General features: G+C 69.7%; 11 protein-coding genes and 1 pseudogene. 1 reads left to right on the forward strand and 11 read right to left on the reverse strand.

The features are described from left to right. Positions 1 to 2: 2 nt before the first annotated feature. The 7 genes and pseudogenes from htpX to ID574_RS59595 form a co-directional block, all read right to left on the reverse strand. Entirely contained in the window at positions 3 to 854 is an 852-nt protein-coding gene (gene htpX, locus ID574_RS09790) for a zinc metalloprotease HtpX (RefSeq protein ID WP_188188506.1), read from the reverse strand. Positions 855 to 967: 113 nt separating this feature from the next. Next, positions 968 to 2,491, reverse strand: coding sequence for an NADH-quinone oxidoreductase subunit N (locus ID574_RS09795; protein WP_188188507.1), 1,524 nt, complete (start codon positions 2,489 to 2,491; stop codon positions 968 to 970). Then, positions 2,488 to 4,137 (reverse strand): complex I subunit 4 family protein, encoded by a 1,650-nt coding sequence (locus ID574_RS09800; protein WP_442939263.1) that lies wholly within the window; start codon positions 4,135 to 4,137, stop codon positions 2,488 to 2,490. The genes ID574_RS09795 and ID574_RS09800 overlap by 4 nt, the downstream gene beginning before the upstream one ends. Positions 4,138 to 4,315: 178 nt before the next feature. Continuing rightward, positions 4,316 to 6,220 carry an NADH-quinone oxidoreductase subunit 5 family protein gene (locus ID574_RS09805; protein ID WP_188188508.1) on the reverse strand — a complete coding sequence of 635 codons (1,905 nt, stop codon included), beginning with the start codon at positions 6,218 to 6,220 and terminating at the stop codon, positions 4,316 to 4,318. 572 nt (positions 6,221 to 6,792) lie between these two features. Then, positions 6,793 to 7,095: pseudogene (gene nuoK / locus ID574_RS09810) on the reverse strand (NADH-quinone oxidoreductase subunit NuoK); the annotation flags it as partial. Continuing rightward, complete coding sequence (locus ID574_RS09815; RefSeq protein ID WP_223166547.1) at positions 7,095 to 7,874, reverse strand: NADH-quinone oxidoreductase subunit J family protein; 780 nt, start codon at positions 7,872 to 7,874, stop codon at positions 7,095 to 7,097. The gene ID574_RS09815 and the pseudogene nuoK, both read right to left, overlap by 1 nt. Continuing rightward, a complete protein-coding gene (locus tag ID574_RS59595) occupies positions 7,871 to 9,514 on the reverse strand; it encodes a NuoI/complex I 23 kDa subunit family protein (RefSeq protein ID WP_336245501.1) in 1,644 nt (547 codons plus the stop codon). The genes ID574_RS09815 and ID574_RS59595 overlap by 4 nt, the downstream gene beginning before the upstream one ends. Before the next feature lie 139 nt (positions 9,515 to 9,653). On the opposite strand from ID574_RS59595, the gene ID574_RS09825 reads away from it, so the two are divergent. Continuing rightward, entirely contained in the window at positions 9,654 to 10,880 is a 1,227-nt protein-coding gene (locus ID574_RS09825; protein WP_188188509.1) for a serine/threonine-protein kinase, read from the forward strand. Positions 10,881 to 11,013: 133 nt separating this feature from the next. Here ID574_RS09825 and ID574_RS09830 read toward each other — a convergent pair whose 3' ends face one another. The 4 genes from ID574_RS09830 to ID574_RS09845 form a co-directional block, all read right to left on the reverse strand. Next, complete coding sequence (locus ID574_RS09830; protein ID WP_188188510.1) at positions 11,014 to 12,087, reverse strand: hypothetical protein; 1,074 nt, start codon at positions 12,085 to 12,087, stop codon at positions 11,014 to 11,016. Positions 12,088 to 12,167: 80 nt separating this feature from the next. Beyond that, entirely contained in the window at positions 12,168 to 13,109 is a 942-nt protein-coding gene (gene nuoH, locus ID574_RS09835; protein WP_188188511.1) for an NADH-quinone oxidoreductase subunit NuoH, read from the reverse strand. Positions 13,110 to 13,275: 166 nt separating this feature from the next. Continuing rightward, positions 13,276 to 13,821 carry an NADH-quinone oxidoreductase subunit C gene (locus tag ID574_RS09840; protein WP_188188512.1) on the reverse strand — a complete coding sequence of 182 codons (546 nt, stop codon included), beginning with the start codon at positions 13,819 to 13,821 and terminating at the stop codon, positions 13,276 to 13,278. Beyond that, on the reverse strand, positions 13,818 to 14,351 hold the full coding sequence (locus tag ID574_RS09845) for an NADH-quinone oxidoreductase subunit NuoB (RefSeq protein ID WP_188188513.1): 534 nt from the start codon (positions 14,349 to 14,351) through the stop codon (positions 13,818 to 13,820). The genes ID574_RS09840 and ID574_RS09845 overlap by 4 nt, the downstream gene beginning before the upstream one ends. Between the last annotated feature and the right edge of the window lie 487 nt (positions 14,352 to 14,838).

Consider the following 14,838-nt stretch of genomic DNA (forward strand, 5'->3'; position numbering starts at 1 on the left):
GCTCAACGCCGATAGCCGGCCATGCGCTCGAGGCGGGCGACGCGCTCGGACGTGGGCGGGTGGGTCGAGAACAGGCGACCGAAGCCGGAGCCGCTGAACGGGTTGGCGATCATCATGTGGGAGGCCGACGTGAGGCGGCTGTTCTCGGGCAGCGGGAGCTTGCGCGCACCCATCTCGATCTTGCGGAGGGCCGAGGCCAGCGCGAGCGGGTCGCCGGTGAGTCTGGCGCCGGCCTCGTCGGCCTGGAACTCTCGTGTACGGGAGATCGCCATCTGCACCATCCCGGCCGCCACCGGCCCGAGCAGCATCATGAGCAGCGCCCCCACGAAGCCCGGCCCCTCGTCGTCGTCCGACCCGCCAAAGAACACGGCCACATAGCTTAGCCAGGTGATCATCGTGGCCAGCGCGCCGGCCACGGACGAGATGAGGATGTCACGGTTGTACACGTGTGACAGCTCGTGCCCGATCACGCCGCGGAGCTCGGCCTCGTCGAGCAGCTGGGTCAGTCCGTACGTGACGCACACCGCCGCCTTGCGCGGGCTCCGGCCCGTCGCGAACGCGTTCGGCTGCACCGTCGGCGAGATGTACAGCCTCGGCATGGGCTGGCGGGCCTCGGTGGAGAGCTCTCGCACGATCCGGTAGAGCGTGGGGTGTTCGACCTCGCTGACGGGCCTCGCCCGCATGGCCGACAGCGCGATCCGATCGGAGAAGAAGTAGGCGGCGCCATTGCTCACCAAGGCCAGCACGAGTGCGATCTGCACACCGGTGCCGCCGCCCAACCACGCGCCCACCGCGACAATCAGCGCTGACAGGCCGCCGAGCAGGACGGCGGTGCGCAGACCGTTGTGGTGCAAGGTTCCCCCCTTCGTGGTCTGGGTTCACCACGTCCAACGATGACGACCCGGCTCTTCGTTCCCCGCCGTGCTCAGCTGAGGGCGGAGCGCGACCTCCGGCAGGATCAGGGGTTTCAGCCGAAGGCCGACAGCGCGGTCGCGTCGAGGACGAGTTGGGGCGCGATCGAGAACAGGATCGCCACCCCCACGGCCAGGCCCATGGCGGGCCAGATCGCCGGGGTGGGCCGGAGTGCCTTTTCCGTGGCCGGGGTGAACAGGCGTGCCGCCCAGACGGCGTAGTAGTAGAGGCCGATCACGGTGTTGACCGCCATGACCAGCGCCAGCCAGGCGGTGCCGCCCTCCACGATCTCGCGGAAGACGAAGACCTTCGCGAAGAGCCCGGCCAGGCCCGGTGGCAGACCGGCCAGGCAGACCAGGCAGAACGCGAGCGCGACGCCTGCCGCCGGGCTGCGGAAGACCAGGCCGCGGTAGTCGTCGAGCTCGTTGCGGGCGGCGGTCCTGGAGACGAGCAGGACGACCGCGAACGCGCCGAGGTTCATGGCCGCGTAGATGACGAGGTACGCGGTGGACGCGCCGACCGCGCCCGGGGTGCCGACCGCGAGCGGGGCCAGGATGTAGCCGGACTGCGCCACCGAGGACCAGGCCAGCAGGCGTACGGCGGAGCGCTGGCGCATGGCGAGCAGGTTGCCCGCGGTCATGGTCAGCGCGGAGACGATCGCGACGATCGGCGCCCAGGTGCCGGCCTGCCCGGACAACGCCACGACGAGCACCAGGATCAATCCGGCGAACCCGGTCGCCTTGGAGATGACCGAGAGGAGCGCCGCCACCGGCAGCGGGGCGCCCTGGTAAACGTCCGCTGCCCAGGCGTGGAACGGAACCGCGGCGATCTTGAAGGCGAAGCCGGCCACGACCAGGACGACGCCGACCGTGACGACCGCGGGCAGGCTCTGATCGGCCGTCGGCACGGCGCCCTCCACCACGCCCGGGGCCGGGATCCGACCGCTGAAGACGGCGGCCAGGCGGGACAGGAAGACCGTGCCGGCGACGCCGTACAGGAGGGAGACGCCGAACAACATGACCGCCGTGGACACCACCGACACGACGAACAACTTCACGGCCGCCTCCGACGAGCGGCCGTCGTAGCGCTTCAACGCGGTGAGGGCGAACACCGGGAGCGAGACCAGTTCGAGCGCCACCACGAGCATGATCAGGTCGCGGGAGGCGGGCAGGGTCACCGCACCCACGAGGGTGCAGAGCAGCAGGAAATACCACTCGCCCACGGGGATGCCGCCGCCGGCCAGCTCCGTCATCGACATCAGGACGACGACCACGGCGGCCACCAGCACCAGGCCGGCGAAGACGAGCGTGAACCCGTCCACGACGAAGGAGCAGAGCGCCGCCTGGGGCTGCAGGTTCGGAGGGACGCAGAACGTCCGCATCGGCGGGCCGCCGGTACTGGCCGACTGGGCGACGACGAAACCCAGGGCGGTCAGCACGCCCGCCAGCGTGATCAGCCCCAGCGCGGTCTTCCCGCGCGGGAGGTTGGGGAGGAACGCGTCGAGCAGGAGCACCAGGCCGGCCACGACGGCGAGCACCAGAGGAGGTGCGATGACGAAATAGTCGATCTGCTGGATCATGAGACGGCTCCCAGCAGGGCTTGCACAGCCGGTGTGGTGAGGGAGAGCAGGAGCCCCGGCCAGAGGCCGAAGAGCAGGATCAGGGCCACGAGGGGTGTCCATGCCAGCAGTTCGTGGCACTTGATGTCGTCTGTGTCCCGGGTGTCCCGGGTGTCCGGGGCGGCCGTCAGGGTCGCCGTCGCCGTGCCTTCCTGGGGCGAGTCGAGCGGTACGACCGGGCGTTCGTCCGGGGTCTCGTGGACGAGACGATCGTCGACGGCTTCGACCGGCGTGACGCGGAGAGGGCGTCCGTGGGTGACGCGAGAGAGCATGACCAGGAAGTACGCGGCCGTCAGGACCGCGCCCAGGCCGCCGATCACCATGTAGGTGAGGAAGAGGCCGCGGGGAAGGCCGTTCGCCGGCTGGAAGGCCCCGAGCAGCGCCAGCATCTCGCCCCAGAACCCGGCCAGGCCGGGCAGCCCTAGCGAGGCGATCGACGCGAACGTCAGCACCGAGCCCAGCCTCGGCAACGTGGCCAGCATGCCGCCGCCCAGCGACGGCATGTCGGCGGTGTGGTAGCGCTCCTTGACCGCTCCGGCCAGGAAGAACAGCAGGCCGGTGATCAGGCCGTGGGCGATGTTCGCGAAGAGCGCGCCATTGATGCCGGTGGGGGTCAGCGTGGCGAAGCCCAGCAGGACGAAGCCCATGTGGCCGACCGAGGAGTAGGCGATCATGCGTTTGAGGTCGCGTTGGGCGAGACACGCCAGCGCGCCGTACACGATGCCGACCACGGCGAACGCGCCCAGCCACGGCGCCACCGCGGCCGCTCCCTCGGGGAGGATGGGGATGGCGATCCTGGCGAAGCCGTACGTGCCCATCTTCAGCAGCACCCCGGCCAGCAGCACCGAACCGACGGTGGGGGCCTCGGTGTGGGCGTCGGGCAGCCAGGTGTGCAGCGGCCACATCGGGGTCTTGACCGCCAGACCGACCCCGATCGCCACGAACGCCAGGATCTGGATGGACCTCGCCATTCCGCTGCCGTGGGCCGCGCTCAAGGCCTCGACGTCGAGCGTGCCGGTCTGCGCCCAGACGAGGAGCAGGCCGAGCAGCATCACCACCGAGCCGAGCAGCGTGTAGAGGATGAACTTGATCGACGCCGCCCGCCGGCCCTCGCCGCCCCAGATGCCGATCAGGAAGTACATCGGGACGAGCACGATCTCGAAGAACACGAAGAAGAGCAGCAGGTCGAGGGCGAGGAACGTGCCGATCATGCCGACTTCGAGCACGAGCAGCGTGAAGACGAGCGCCCTCGGCCTGGCCGTCATGAGCTGCCCGGACGCGCGGCCGCCGGCCCAGGACAGATAGCCGAAGCACAGGAACGTCAGCAGGGCCGTCAGCGCGATCAGCGGCAGCGAGATGCCGTCGACGCCGAGGTGGAACCGGAGCCCGAGGCCGGGGATCCAGGGGAAGTCGACCTCGAACTGCATCTGCGCGGGCCGGGCGTAGTCGAACGTCGCCAGCAGGAGCGCGGCCAGGGCCAGGGTGATGCCCGACAGGATCAGGCCGTACGCGCGCAGGGCCGGGCGGAGGGCTTGCGGTGAGATGACGAGGGCCAGCGCGCCGAACAATGGCACGGCGAGCATCGCGACGGGAAGCCAGCCCATCATGCGGTCCTCACCGCCCCGGAGTTCACTGATGCTTGGTGGCGGCTGGGGGTGGGCCCGCTGATGCGGACGTCACCGCCCCCAGCGGCCGCCAGAGCTCGCCGCCCAGCCCTGTGCCCGCTCATGCGGACGTCACCACCTCCAGCGGCCGCCAGGGCCCGCCGCCCAGCCCGGAGCCCGCTCATGCGAACATCACCGCCCCCACCGCGATCAGGAGGACACCGGCCAGGAGGCCGCTCACGTAGAGCTGGACATTGCCGTTCTGGGCCAGGCGGAGGATTCCGGACAGTCCGCGGGCCGATCGGCCGGAGCCGCGTACCGCCCCGTCCACGACCACGTCGTCCGTCCTGACCACGAGCCCGGCCAAGGCCAGGATCGGGCGGACGAACAGCGCGGCGTACAGGGTGTCCACGTAGAATGCCCGCTCGCACGGCGCCCGCAGCGGACCCAGCAGGCGAGCAGGGTCGGCGATCGGGTCCATGCGCCAGAACGCGTACACCGCCCCCGCGCCGAGCAGTGCGAGCACGACGCTGATGGCCGCCACGCCCACGTCGAGGTGCGGCTCGGCGGCGAAGCCCAGCAGCAGGGCTGGGACGGCGAGGAGGATGAGGGGCACGAGCATGGTCCGCGGCGCCTCTCTGACGTCCACGACGTGGGCTGTGCCGGGCTCCGGCTCGGGAAGCGCCACCGCCCTCTGCTCGCCGAAGAACGTGCGGAGCCAGGCCCGGGTGGCGTACGCGCCCGTGACGGCCACTGTGGCGAGCGCGCAGCCGTACAGCAGGAGCGCCGCCGCGTCGGTCAGCCCGCCGGTCACCAGGGCGTCGTCCATGGTCGCCAGGATCGCGTCCTTGCTGAAGAACCCGCTGGCGGGAGGGATGCCCATCAGGGCGGCGAAGCCGATCGTCATCGTCACGAACGTGATCGGCAGCTCGCGGCGCAGGCCGCCCATCTGGGTCATCAGGTTGGACCCGACGTGGTGGATCACCGCCCCGGCGCACAGGAACAGCAGCGCCTTGAACGCGCCGTGCGTCATCAGGTGGAAGATGGCCGACGTGTCGGAACCCGCGGCCAGGCCGCCGGCCATGTAGGCGAGCTGGCTGACCGTCGAGTACGCGAGCACGCGCTTCAGGTCGTCCTGGGCCAGGGCGGCCAGGGCGGCGCCCAGCATGCCGAGCGCGGCCAGCACCGCCAGCACGTCCAGCGTGGGAGGGGCCTCCTGGAACACGCCGAACAGCCGGGCGACGATGAAGATGCCGGCGGCGACCATGGTGGCCGCGTGGATCAGCGCGCTGATCGGCGTCGGGCCCGCCATGGCGTCGGGCAGCCAGGTGTGCAGCGGGACCTGGGCGCTCTTGCCCGCCACGCCTGCCAGCAGCAGCATCGTGGCGGTCACCAGGGTGGCCTGGGACATCTCCGGCACCTTCGCCAGGACGTCGGCGATCCGGAAGCTGCCCGCAGCCAGGCCGAGCACGAAGATGCCGAAGAGGAACCCGACGTCGCCCAGCCGGGTCACGAGGAACGCCTTGACGGCGGCGCGCGAATTGCCCCGGTCTTCCCACCAATGGCCGATCAGTAGGTACGAGCAGAGACCCATGATCTCCCAGCCGACGTAGAGGACCAGGAGGTCGCCCGCGTACACCACGAGGAGCATGGCGCTCGTGAAGAGGCTGACGAAGGCGCTGTAGGAGGGGTAGCGCGGGTCGTCTCTGAGGTAGCCGACCGAGTAGAGCTGTACGGCCAGGGCTACGAGGGTCACCAGGACGCCGAGGATGGCCGACAGGGCGTCGGCCTGGAGGGTGAGCGAGATCGGGATGCCGCCGGTCGTCACCGTGCCGTAGGTCTGGCCTACGGGCTGCGGTGGTGTGGTGGCCTCGTAGAGGAAGGCGAAACCCGGACCCCAGGCCAGCCAGGTGGCCAGCACCGCTGAGACGGCGGTGGGGACGACTGCCGTCCAGGCCGCTCGGGTGTTCGCTCGCTCGCCGGCCTTCGCTTCGGCAGATCGCCGGTGTGGCCAGCGGGAGAGGAGGAGGCCCGCGAAGGCGGCGAGGAAGGGCAGGAGGACGGCCAGCAGCGGGAACGTCGTCATCGCCGGCCACCTCCACGATTGACGGGCTGCTCTCCGCTGCGGCCGCCGTCTGTTTTCGCCTGGGGCGTCTGAGTGTCTCGGTGCTGATCGGCGTCGGTTGCGTCTTGCTGGCCAGGGCCGGCTGCGTCGTGCTCGCGGCCCTGGCGGGAGTCGGCTGCGTCGTGCTCGCGGCCCTGGCGGGAGTCGGCTGGGTCGTGCTGGCGGTCCTCGCCGGGGGTGGGTGAATCGGGGGACGACTGGCCGGACCCGGATGTCGCCCCTGCCTGGCGACCTGCGCCTTTCTCGCGATCTGGGCTCGGCTCGTCCGGTGCGCCGGACTCGGGCACTGCGCTCGGCTCGTCCGGTGCGCCGGGCTGGGGCGCTGCGCTCGGCTCAAGCGCCGCGCTAGGTGCAGAGGCTGCACTGGGCTCGGGCGCTCTGCCAGGCGCGGGTGCGCGGACAGGCGCGGACGTTGGAGACGGTGCGGACGTTCGGGCGGGCTCCAGTGTGCTGGTTAGGGCAGTGTGGGTGGTGGCTGAGGTTTGTGGGGCTATGGAGGCCGTGACGGTGGACGGCGGCGGTTCGTCGGCCGGTTCGGCGAGGTCGCGGAGGTGGTCGATGTCGACCGTGCGGCGGTTGCGATAGAGGGCGAGGACGATCGCGAGGCCCAGGCCCACCTCTGCGGCCGCGATGACGATGACGAAGAGTGTGAGGACCTGACCGCTGTGCAGGCGGTCGGCGAGCCACACGTCGAACGCCACCAGGTTGAGGTTGACGGCGTTGAGCATCAGCTCCACCGACATCAGCACGAGGATCGTGTTGCGTCGGGCGAGCACGCCGTAGACGCCGATGGAGAAGAGGAGCGCGGAGACGACCGCCGGATAGACGATATGCACTAATGACCCCCGGTTTGATCGGGTGCCGAGGTACCGCCGGTCTGATGGGGTGCTGGTTTGTCCACGGTCTGCTCGGATGCCGGTGACTCCTGGGATTGCTCGGCTGGCAAGGAGTCGCGCGCCTGGTGGGATGCCAGAGAGTCACGCGCCTGCTCGGATGGCAGAGAGTCGCGTGTGTGATCCGGTGCCGAGGGGGCTCTCGTCTGATCAGGTGGCGGGGAGTCCGCCGGTTGATCGGCGGGTGAGCCGCCAGGGATGTCCGTACGGGACAGGACGATGGCACCGATCAGTGCGGCGAGCAGCAGCACGGACAGCGCCTCGAACGGCAGCACCCACGTCGCGAACACGCTCGCGCCCAGCTCTTTGGCGGCGCCGGGGCCGGGTTTGAGCGGTGTGTACGCCGCGCGGAACCCGTCGATCACCACCGTGACCAGGATGGCCGCCGTCGCCAGCGCCACCAGGGCCGAGACCAGGCGGTTGCCACTGTCGAGATCCGCGGAGCGGCCGATCGGGGCGCGTGTGAGCATGATGCCGAACAACAGCAGCACGACAACCGCGCCCACGTAGATCAGCACCTGGACCCACGCCACGAACTCGGCCGTGAGGACCAGGTAGCAGCCGGCCAGGGCGCCGAAGCAGACCACCAGCCAGAGGGCGGCGTGGACGAGTTGTTTGGTCGTGACGACAAGCAGCGCCGATCCAACCGCTACCGCGCCCAGCAGCAAGAAGACGATCTCTTGCCCGGTGGGTGACAGGTAGGAGGGCACCGCCTCGGTCACGAATCCTCCTCGGACTCCCTTGTCTCGTCAGGGCCGAGCCGCCCGGGCGGGCGGATGGACCGTGGATCGGCCATCCTGCGCCTGCGAGGGCTCGGAGCAGAAGTTTGCTCCTCCTGGTCGGGCCGCGGCTGCGGTTGGCCCGAGCCTGTGGACAACTCTTCTGAAGGTGGCTCGGCTGTGGATGAAGCCGGTCCGCTTGGCTGCTTCCCTGTGGAGGGGGCTTCCGTGCTCTCTCCCCGCTCCCCAGTGCCGGGTCTCTCCGCCGTCGACTCCGAGGGCTGGTCCGCCGGCGACTTGGCGGTCGACTCCGCCGTCGGCTGCGGGGTCGGCTCTACCGCCGCCTCGGATGTCGGCTCTGCCCCCCGCTCGCGAGGTACCGGAGGCCGTGGAGTCGGCCCTACCGGTGGCTCGGTGCTCGGCTTGCCGCCCTCAGGGCCGGCCGGGCTCGCGGGGCCGACCGGGCTCGCGGGGCCTTTCCGCCCCGGTGTGGTGGGACCGGCGCCCGGCCGTGCAGTGCCGGTCACGGATTCGGGGCCTGAAGGGCTGGCCGTGCGGGTGGCATTCGGCTGTTGGATCTGAGTCGTCGTCGGCTCCGCGCTCGTGTCCTCCGAGGCGGCTTCAGGGGTATCGCCGGTGGTCCCAGTAGCGGCGGATGTCGCTGGTCCAGGCTTGCCGGGTTCGGGCTTGCCGGGTTCGTATGCGGCGGTGTGCGTTGGGACCGCCGCTGAAGCCTGCGTGTCGGCCGTATCGGCGGATGCCGAGCCTTCCCGGTGAGATGTACCGTCGGCGACTCCGTCAGAGGGACGCTCAGTGGATCCGCGGGGCAGACGGTCAGCCGCTTCCCCGGCAGGACGGTTGGCGGTTCCGCCAACAGGACGATCGGCCACTTCGCGAGCAGGGCGATCAGGAGTTCCGCCGGCAGGATGGTCCGCCGCTTCCGGGGCAGGGCGATCGGCGGCTCCGCGAGGAGGGCGATCGGCAGTTCCGCGCGCAGGGCGGTCAACTGCTTCGCGATCAGGGCGATCGGCGGCTCCGCCACCAGGGCGGTCGGTCGCTTCCCGGGTAGGGCGTCCAGTTGCTTCGCGCGTGGGGCGATCGGGGGCTGCGCGGGCGGGGCGGTCGGGGGCGGGGCGGCGGGGGGCGGCGGTGAGTTCCTTTGGGGGCTCGGCGCCGGGGTCGTGGGCCGGGGGCGGCGGAACCGTTTGCGTCCAGGTGGCCAGCCTGTCCTTCTCGTGCAGGAGGTTGCGGATGTCGCCCTCGGCGTACTCGAACTCCGGGGACCAGAAGAGCGCGTCGAAGGGGCACACCTCGATGCAGATCCCGCAGTACATGCACAGCGCGAAGTCGATGGCGAAGCGGTCGAGCACGTTGCGCTGGCGAGGGCGGCCGCCCTCCGGGGCCGGGATCGTCTCCTTGTGGGAGTCGATGTAGATGCACCAGTCAGGGCACTCCCGGGCACAGAGCATGCAGGAGGTGCAGTTTTCCTCGACCAGGGCGATGACGCCGCGGCTGCGCGGCGGGAGGGCGGGCTTGACCTCGGGATATTGCTGCGTAACGGATTTACGCAGCATGTGGCGAAGGGTTATGGTCAACCCCTTTGCCAGGCCTACTCCCGGAATCCTCCCCATGGTCAACATCATTGCGCACTTGGCGGCTCACGTGAATGAGCCAGAGCATTGTCCCCAGGTTTTCCACAGCTATCCACAGGCTAGCAGGAGGTTATCCACAAGCTGAGCACATGCCCGGTATGAACCTCGGCGGGGCGATAGTCTCTCGGCCATGCAGCAGAGCCATCCAGTCCGTCCCAGTGGCGGGGCGTGGGCGGCCGCCGTCGTGTGGGCCTCCCTGCCTCTGTTCACGTGCGGAATGGCGACCCCGTTCACGATCGGGTTCGCGGCGTTCTGGCTGCGCAGCGCCTTCCAGGTCGTCGCCGCCTCGGTCTATCTCGTCTGCACGGGGTCCTTCCTCATCGGGGCGATCGCGTACGACGACATCGACCTGGCCCCGGCGCCGATGCAGGTGCTGGTGTACGGCGGGTTGATGGTCAGCTGGATGGGCGGCGTCATCCACTCGGGGATCCTGGTGCCGATCATGGTACGGGCGCGTCTCAGGCCTCTGCCCCACCGGCAGCATGTGACTCATCATCCTCAGCACCATCATCATCAGCAGCAGCACCCGCAACAGCCCCTGAATCTGCACCAGCGGACCACGGAGCCCAGCTACCAGCGGCGGCCCGGGGAGCCGGAGTGGATCGGGCACTATCGGGTGACCAAGTCGCTCGGGCGCGGCGGGCAGGGGGCCGTTTACCTGGCCACGGCGCCCAACGGGGTGCGGGTGGCCGTGAAGGTGCTGCACGATCTGGTCGACGACACGGCGCGGGCGAGGTTCGCGCGTGAGGTGGAAGCGGCGCGGCGGGTGGCGACGTTTTCCACAGCCCGGGTGCTCGACGTGAACATCACCGGGCAATACCCGTACATCGTCAGCGAGTACGTGGAGGGGCCCTCGCTGGAGCAGCTCGTCAGGCAGCACGGGCCGCGGGACGAGGACAGCCTGACGCGGCTGGCGTTATCCACAGCCGGGGCGCTGGCCGCCATCCACAAGGCGGGGATCGTTCATCGTGATTTCAAGCCGAGCAATGTGCTTATCGGACACGACGGGCCGCGGGTGATCGACTTCGGGATCGCGCGGGCGCTCGATCAGGTCACCATGACTGCCGGGAAGATGGTGGGGACGCCGCCATACATGTCGCCCGAGCAGTTGAGCGGGGAGGCTGTGGGGCCGGCTTCCGATGTGTTCAGCTGGGCTGTGACCATGGTGTTCGCGGCCACGGGACGGCCGGCGTTCGGAGAGGACTCCGTGCCTGCGGTTTTCAACCGGGTGCTGACCGTTCATCCGGACCTGTCGCCCTTGCCCCCCGCGTTACGCGGGGTTGTTGGCGCCTGTCTCAACAAGCGGCCCGAGGAACGGCCGTCGGCTTCTGACGTGATGCTGGCGATCATCAACTGATCCCATACGAGCCTTGGCTCGTCGTTGGCTCACAGGCCCCGCCCACGCGCCGCGCCCAAGGGGCGAGTGCCTGGTGGCGCGCATCGCCGTGGGCGCGCGCCGCGCAATGGGTGGTGACGCCATGTCATGGCAGCTATGGATGGTCGTTGCCGCGCGCCGCCTGCTCGATGCCGGCCAGCACTAGGCAACGCCATGTCACGGCTTGGGAGACATGCGTGGCTGGTCCCAGCGCGAGAAGCGGGTGCTGCTGAGGTTGTTGAACAGCGGACGGGGCTGAGGTGGTGCCGGGTGGCAGAGCCGACAGTCGCTGCACGACCAGGAACAGGTCGTGGCGTTTGGCGAAGCGGTCCATGTCGTTCGGAGGCCAGGGGCCGGGAAGGTGGTGGAGGGGGTGCTCCATCCTGTCGAGGATGAAGAGGCCGGTCAGGTTCTCGTGGCGGTAGAGGAGCAGGGTGAATACCTCGCCGATGTCCACGCCCAGGCGGAGGTCGGCGATGATTTCGTTGCGCTGGATCACCTGAAGCTTCTTGGAAGATTTACCGACGAGGTACGGGCCATCGGGCGGGCCCACGATGGATCCCTGGCTGACGCGCCAGCGGTGGATCCTCGAAGTCAACGGACGGACGACGAGCAACGCCGGGCTGAAGAGCAACGCCAGCCATTTCACGTCCACTAAGTCGAGAATGACCCGGCCGATCGAGGCGACGCCGCGCCACGCCGCCCACATCCCCATGGACGCCAAGTACGCCATCACCCCAATGCCGAGGACTCCGGCGCAAATGGCCGCCGGTTTACGCCATGTGGCAAGGGAGGGATGCGGCAGCCCGCGTACGCGTTGCCAGCCCGGGGCGCGGCCGGCGAGTACCGTCTGCACCTGCTGCGAACGCCTGGTGCGGGCGTCGACCAGCGGGATTCCGGCTCCCCGTGCGAAGTCCTTCAGGTGAGGCGGATGCCAGTCGCCGGGCAGGTCGAGCAGGACCAGGCCATCGGCGTCCAGCGCGGCAAGCCCCTGAACGGCAGGGGAACCCCGCTTCCGGCCGGAGGCTTGCGGATCATATCCGTAGTGGTAGAGGACGGCCGGTGTCACGCGTACTGAATGGCCGGAGACGGGGTCGGTGACCGCCAGAGTCCCTTTGTCACCGGTCAGAACGGTTTTCGGGCATCGGGCCCTCTTGGTCGCCCCCGCCACTGGAACAAGCTCGCGCACGCCTCTCCCCCCACTGGCCCCCCTGTTCCCGAACGACGGATAAGGCGAACGTAAAGTTTCCGGCCCTACGGCCCGACGGGTCAGATAAGGACCTTGACGACGCCGGTGAGGGCCAGTTGCACGAGGGCGAGAGGCACGAGGCCGGCCCAGGCGAGCTTCTGGAGCTGGTCTTCGCGCAGCCGAGGGTAGGACACCCGGAGCCAGATCACGACGAATGCCAGCACGAAGACCTTGATGAGGGTCCACAGCCAGCCGGGCAGGAACGGGCCGTGCCAGCCGCCCAGGAACAGCACGGTGGTCAGGAAGGACAGGACCACGATCCCGGCGTACTCGGAGAGCATGAACAGGGCGAAACGCATGCCGGTGTACTCGGTCATCGGGCCCATGATGATCTCGGACTCGGCGATCGGCATGTCGAACGGAGGCCGCCGCAGCTCAGCCAGCCCTGCCAGGAAGAACACCACGCCGCCGATGGCCTGCCACGGCAGCCACCACCACTGCCACGCCTCGACGATCCCCGGGAGCGACAGCGTCCCGGCGGCCATCGCCACCGAGGAGGCCGCCAGCACCAGCGGCAGCTCGTACGACATGAGCTGGGCGGCCGACCGCATGCCGCCGAGCACCGAGTACTTGTTGGCCGAGGCCCACCCGGCCATGATCGAGCCGAGCACGCCCACGCCCATGACGGCGAGCACGAAGAACAGGCCGAGGTCGAGGTCGACGGCCACGCGGCCGCGGTCGATGGGGATGGCGATGAGCACGACCAGGTACGGGACGAGCGCCACCCCGGGAGCGATCATGAAGATGCGGCGGTCGGCCGCGGCCGGGATGACGTCCTCCTTCTGGGCGAACTTCACCCCGTCGGCGATGAGTTGGGCCCAGCCGTGGAAGCCGCCCGCGTACATGGGGCCGAGCCGCGACTGCATGTGCGCCATGACCTTGTGCTCGGTCTGCCCGATGATCAGGGGCAGCGCCAGGAACACGATGAGGATGACGGCGAAGCTCAGCACCACGTCGAGCATCTGGCAGCTCCCAGTCGTCTCAGCGCCGCTTCACGACGCGGTCGGTCACCGCCGCTGCACGGTGCGGTCGGGCGGTAGTGGCGGCAGTGGTGGTGGAACTTCGGCTGACCGGCCCTCCATGGGTGACCGGCCCTCCACGGAGTGGGCCATCCTGCCGCTCCCGAGGTCAGCCATCGGGTGTCCCCCAGTCGGCGGGGACTCCGGGTGGAAGGGTCTTGCGGCGGCTCGGGGCGCCGTGGCCGGACTCGCCGGGCTCCTTGGCGCCGGGCCAGGGCTTGGCCACGCGGGCGGCCAGCACGAACTCCTTGCGCAGCGGGTGGCCTTCGAAGCCGTCGGGTAGCAGCAGGGGCACGAGGTGGGGATGGCCGTCGAAGATCACGCCGAACATCTCGTACGTCTCGCGCTCGTGCCAGTTGGCCCCCCGGTAGACGCCGACGGCGGTGGGCAGGTGCGGGTCGGCGCGTGGCACGCTGGTGCGCAGCAGCAGGCGCTCGCTTGCGACCGGGTTGTAGACGTGGGCCACGACCTGGAAGGCGTCGGGCGGCTCGTCGACGCCGGTCAGCCAGTCGAAGAACTCGTAGCCGAGGTCGTCGCGGACGAACGTCAGCAGCTCGATCCAGTCGGCGGGGGCGACGTCGATCGTGGTGTCGCCGTACGACTCGGAGACCGAGGCGCGGTCGCCGAAGCGCTCGACGAGCCGGGCCGGGTTCATGCTTCGTCCCTTGAGTGCGAGCGGGACCACACGTAGCGGTCGCTGAGCTTCTCCTGGGCGATCTTCTCCTGGAGCTTGGTGATGCCGTAGAGGAGGGCCTCGGGTCTGGGCGGGCAGCCGGGGACGTAGACGTCCACGGGGATGATCTGGTCGACGCCGTTGGTCACGCAGTAGGAGTCCCAGTAGGGGCCGCCGGTGTTGGAGCAGGCGCCGAAGGAGATCACGTATTTCGGGTCGGGCATCTGCTCGTACAGGCGCTTCACCGCCGGGGCCATCTTGTCGGTGACCGTGCCGGAGACGATCATGAGGTCGGCCTGGCGTGGGCCGTTCGCGAACGGGATCACCCCGAACCTGATGAAGTCGTGCCTGCTCATCGACGTCGCGATGAACTCGATCGCGCAGCAGGCCAGCCCGAAGTTGAACACCCACAGCGAATAGCGGCGGCCCCAGTTGAGCACGAAGCGCATCGGCTTCGGCGCCAACCGCGAGATCGGGCCGACCGTGGGCATCGGGAGATCCGTCGCTGCCATGCTTCCATTCTTGCGCGGATCGCAGGTGAGGCAAAGAATGCCGTGATTGGGCTTCTGTGAACGAGTGTGACAAAGGGGCGTTCAGCGGTATCGGGCACTCCCTTCCGCGTCCGTGCCGATCCCCGCGAGCGGGCCAGCGGAGGCCCCCGGGCAAGCGGGACAGCGGCGCGTGAGGGCCAGTGGGGCAAGCGGGCAAGCGGGCCTACGGGGCGGCGGGGCCAGCGGGGCTAGCGGGGCGGCGGGGCTAGCGGCGCGACACCGCGACGCGGTCGATTGCCGCGAGCGCGAGAAGCGGTCCGAGCGGAAGGATGCGGTCTGGTGAGGACAAGCCGCACGAGCGCGGAATGAGGCTTGAGAACGGGAACGGCCCGAGCACGAAAGACGCCCCGAGCGCGGGAGACGGTCCGGGCGCGGGAGACGGTCCGGGCGCGGGAGACGGTCCGGGCACGCCGAAGCGGCCCGCGTGGGGAAAGCGGCGCTGGTCCGG

Source organism: Nonomuraea sp. SYSU D8015 (genome assembly GCF_008065375.1).
In the GTDB taxonomy this organism is placed as follows: domain Bacteria; phylum Actinomycetota; class Actinomycetes; order Streptosporangiales; family Streptosporangiaceae; genus Nonomuraea.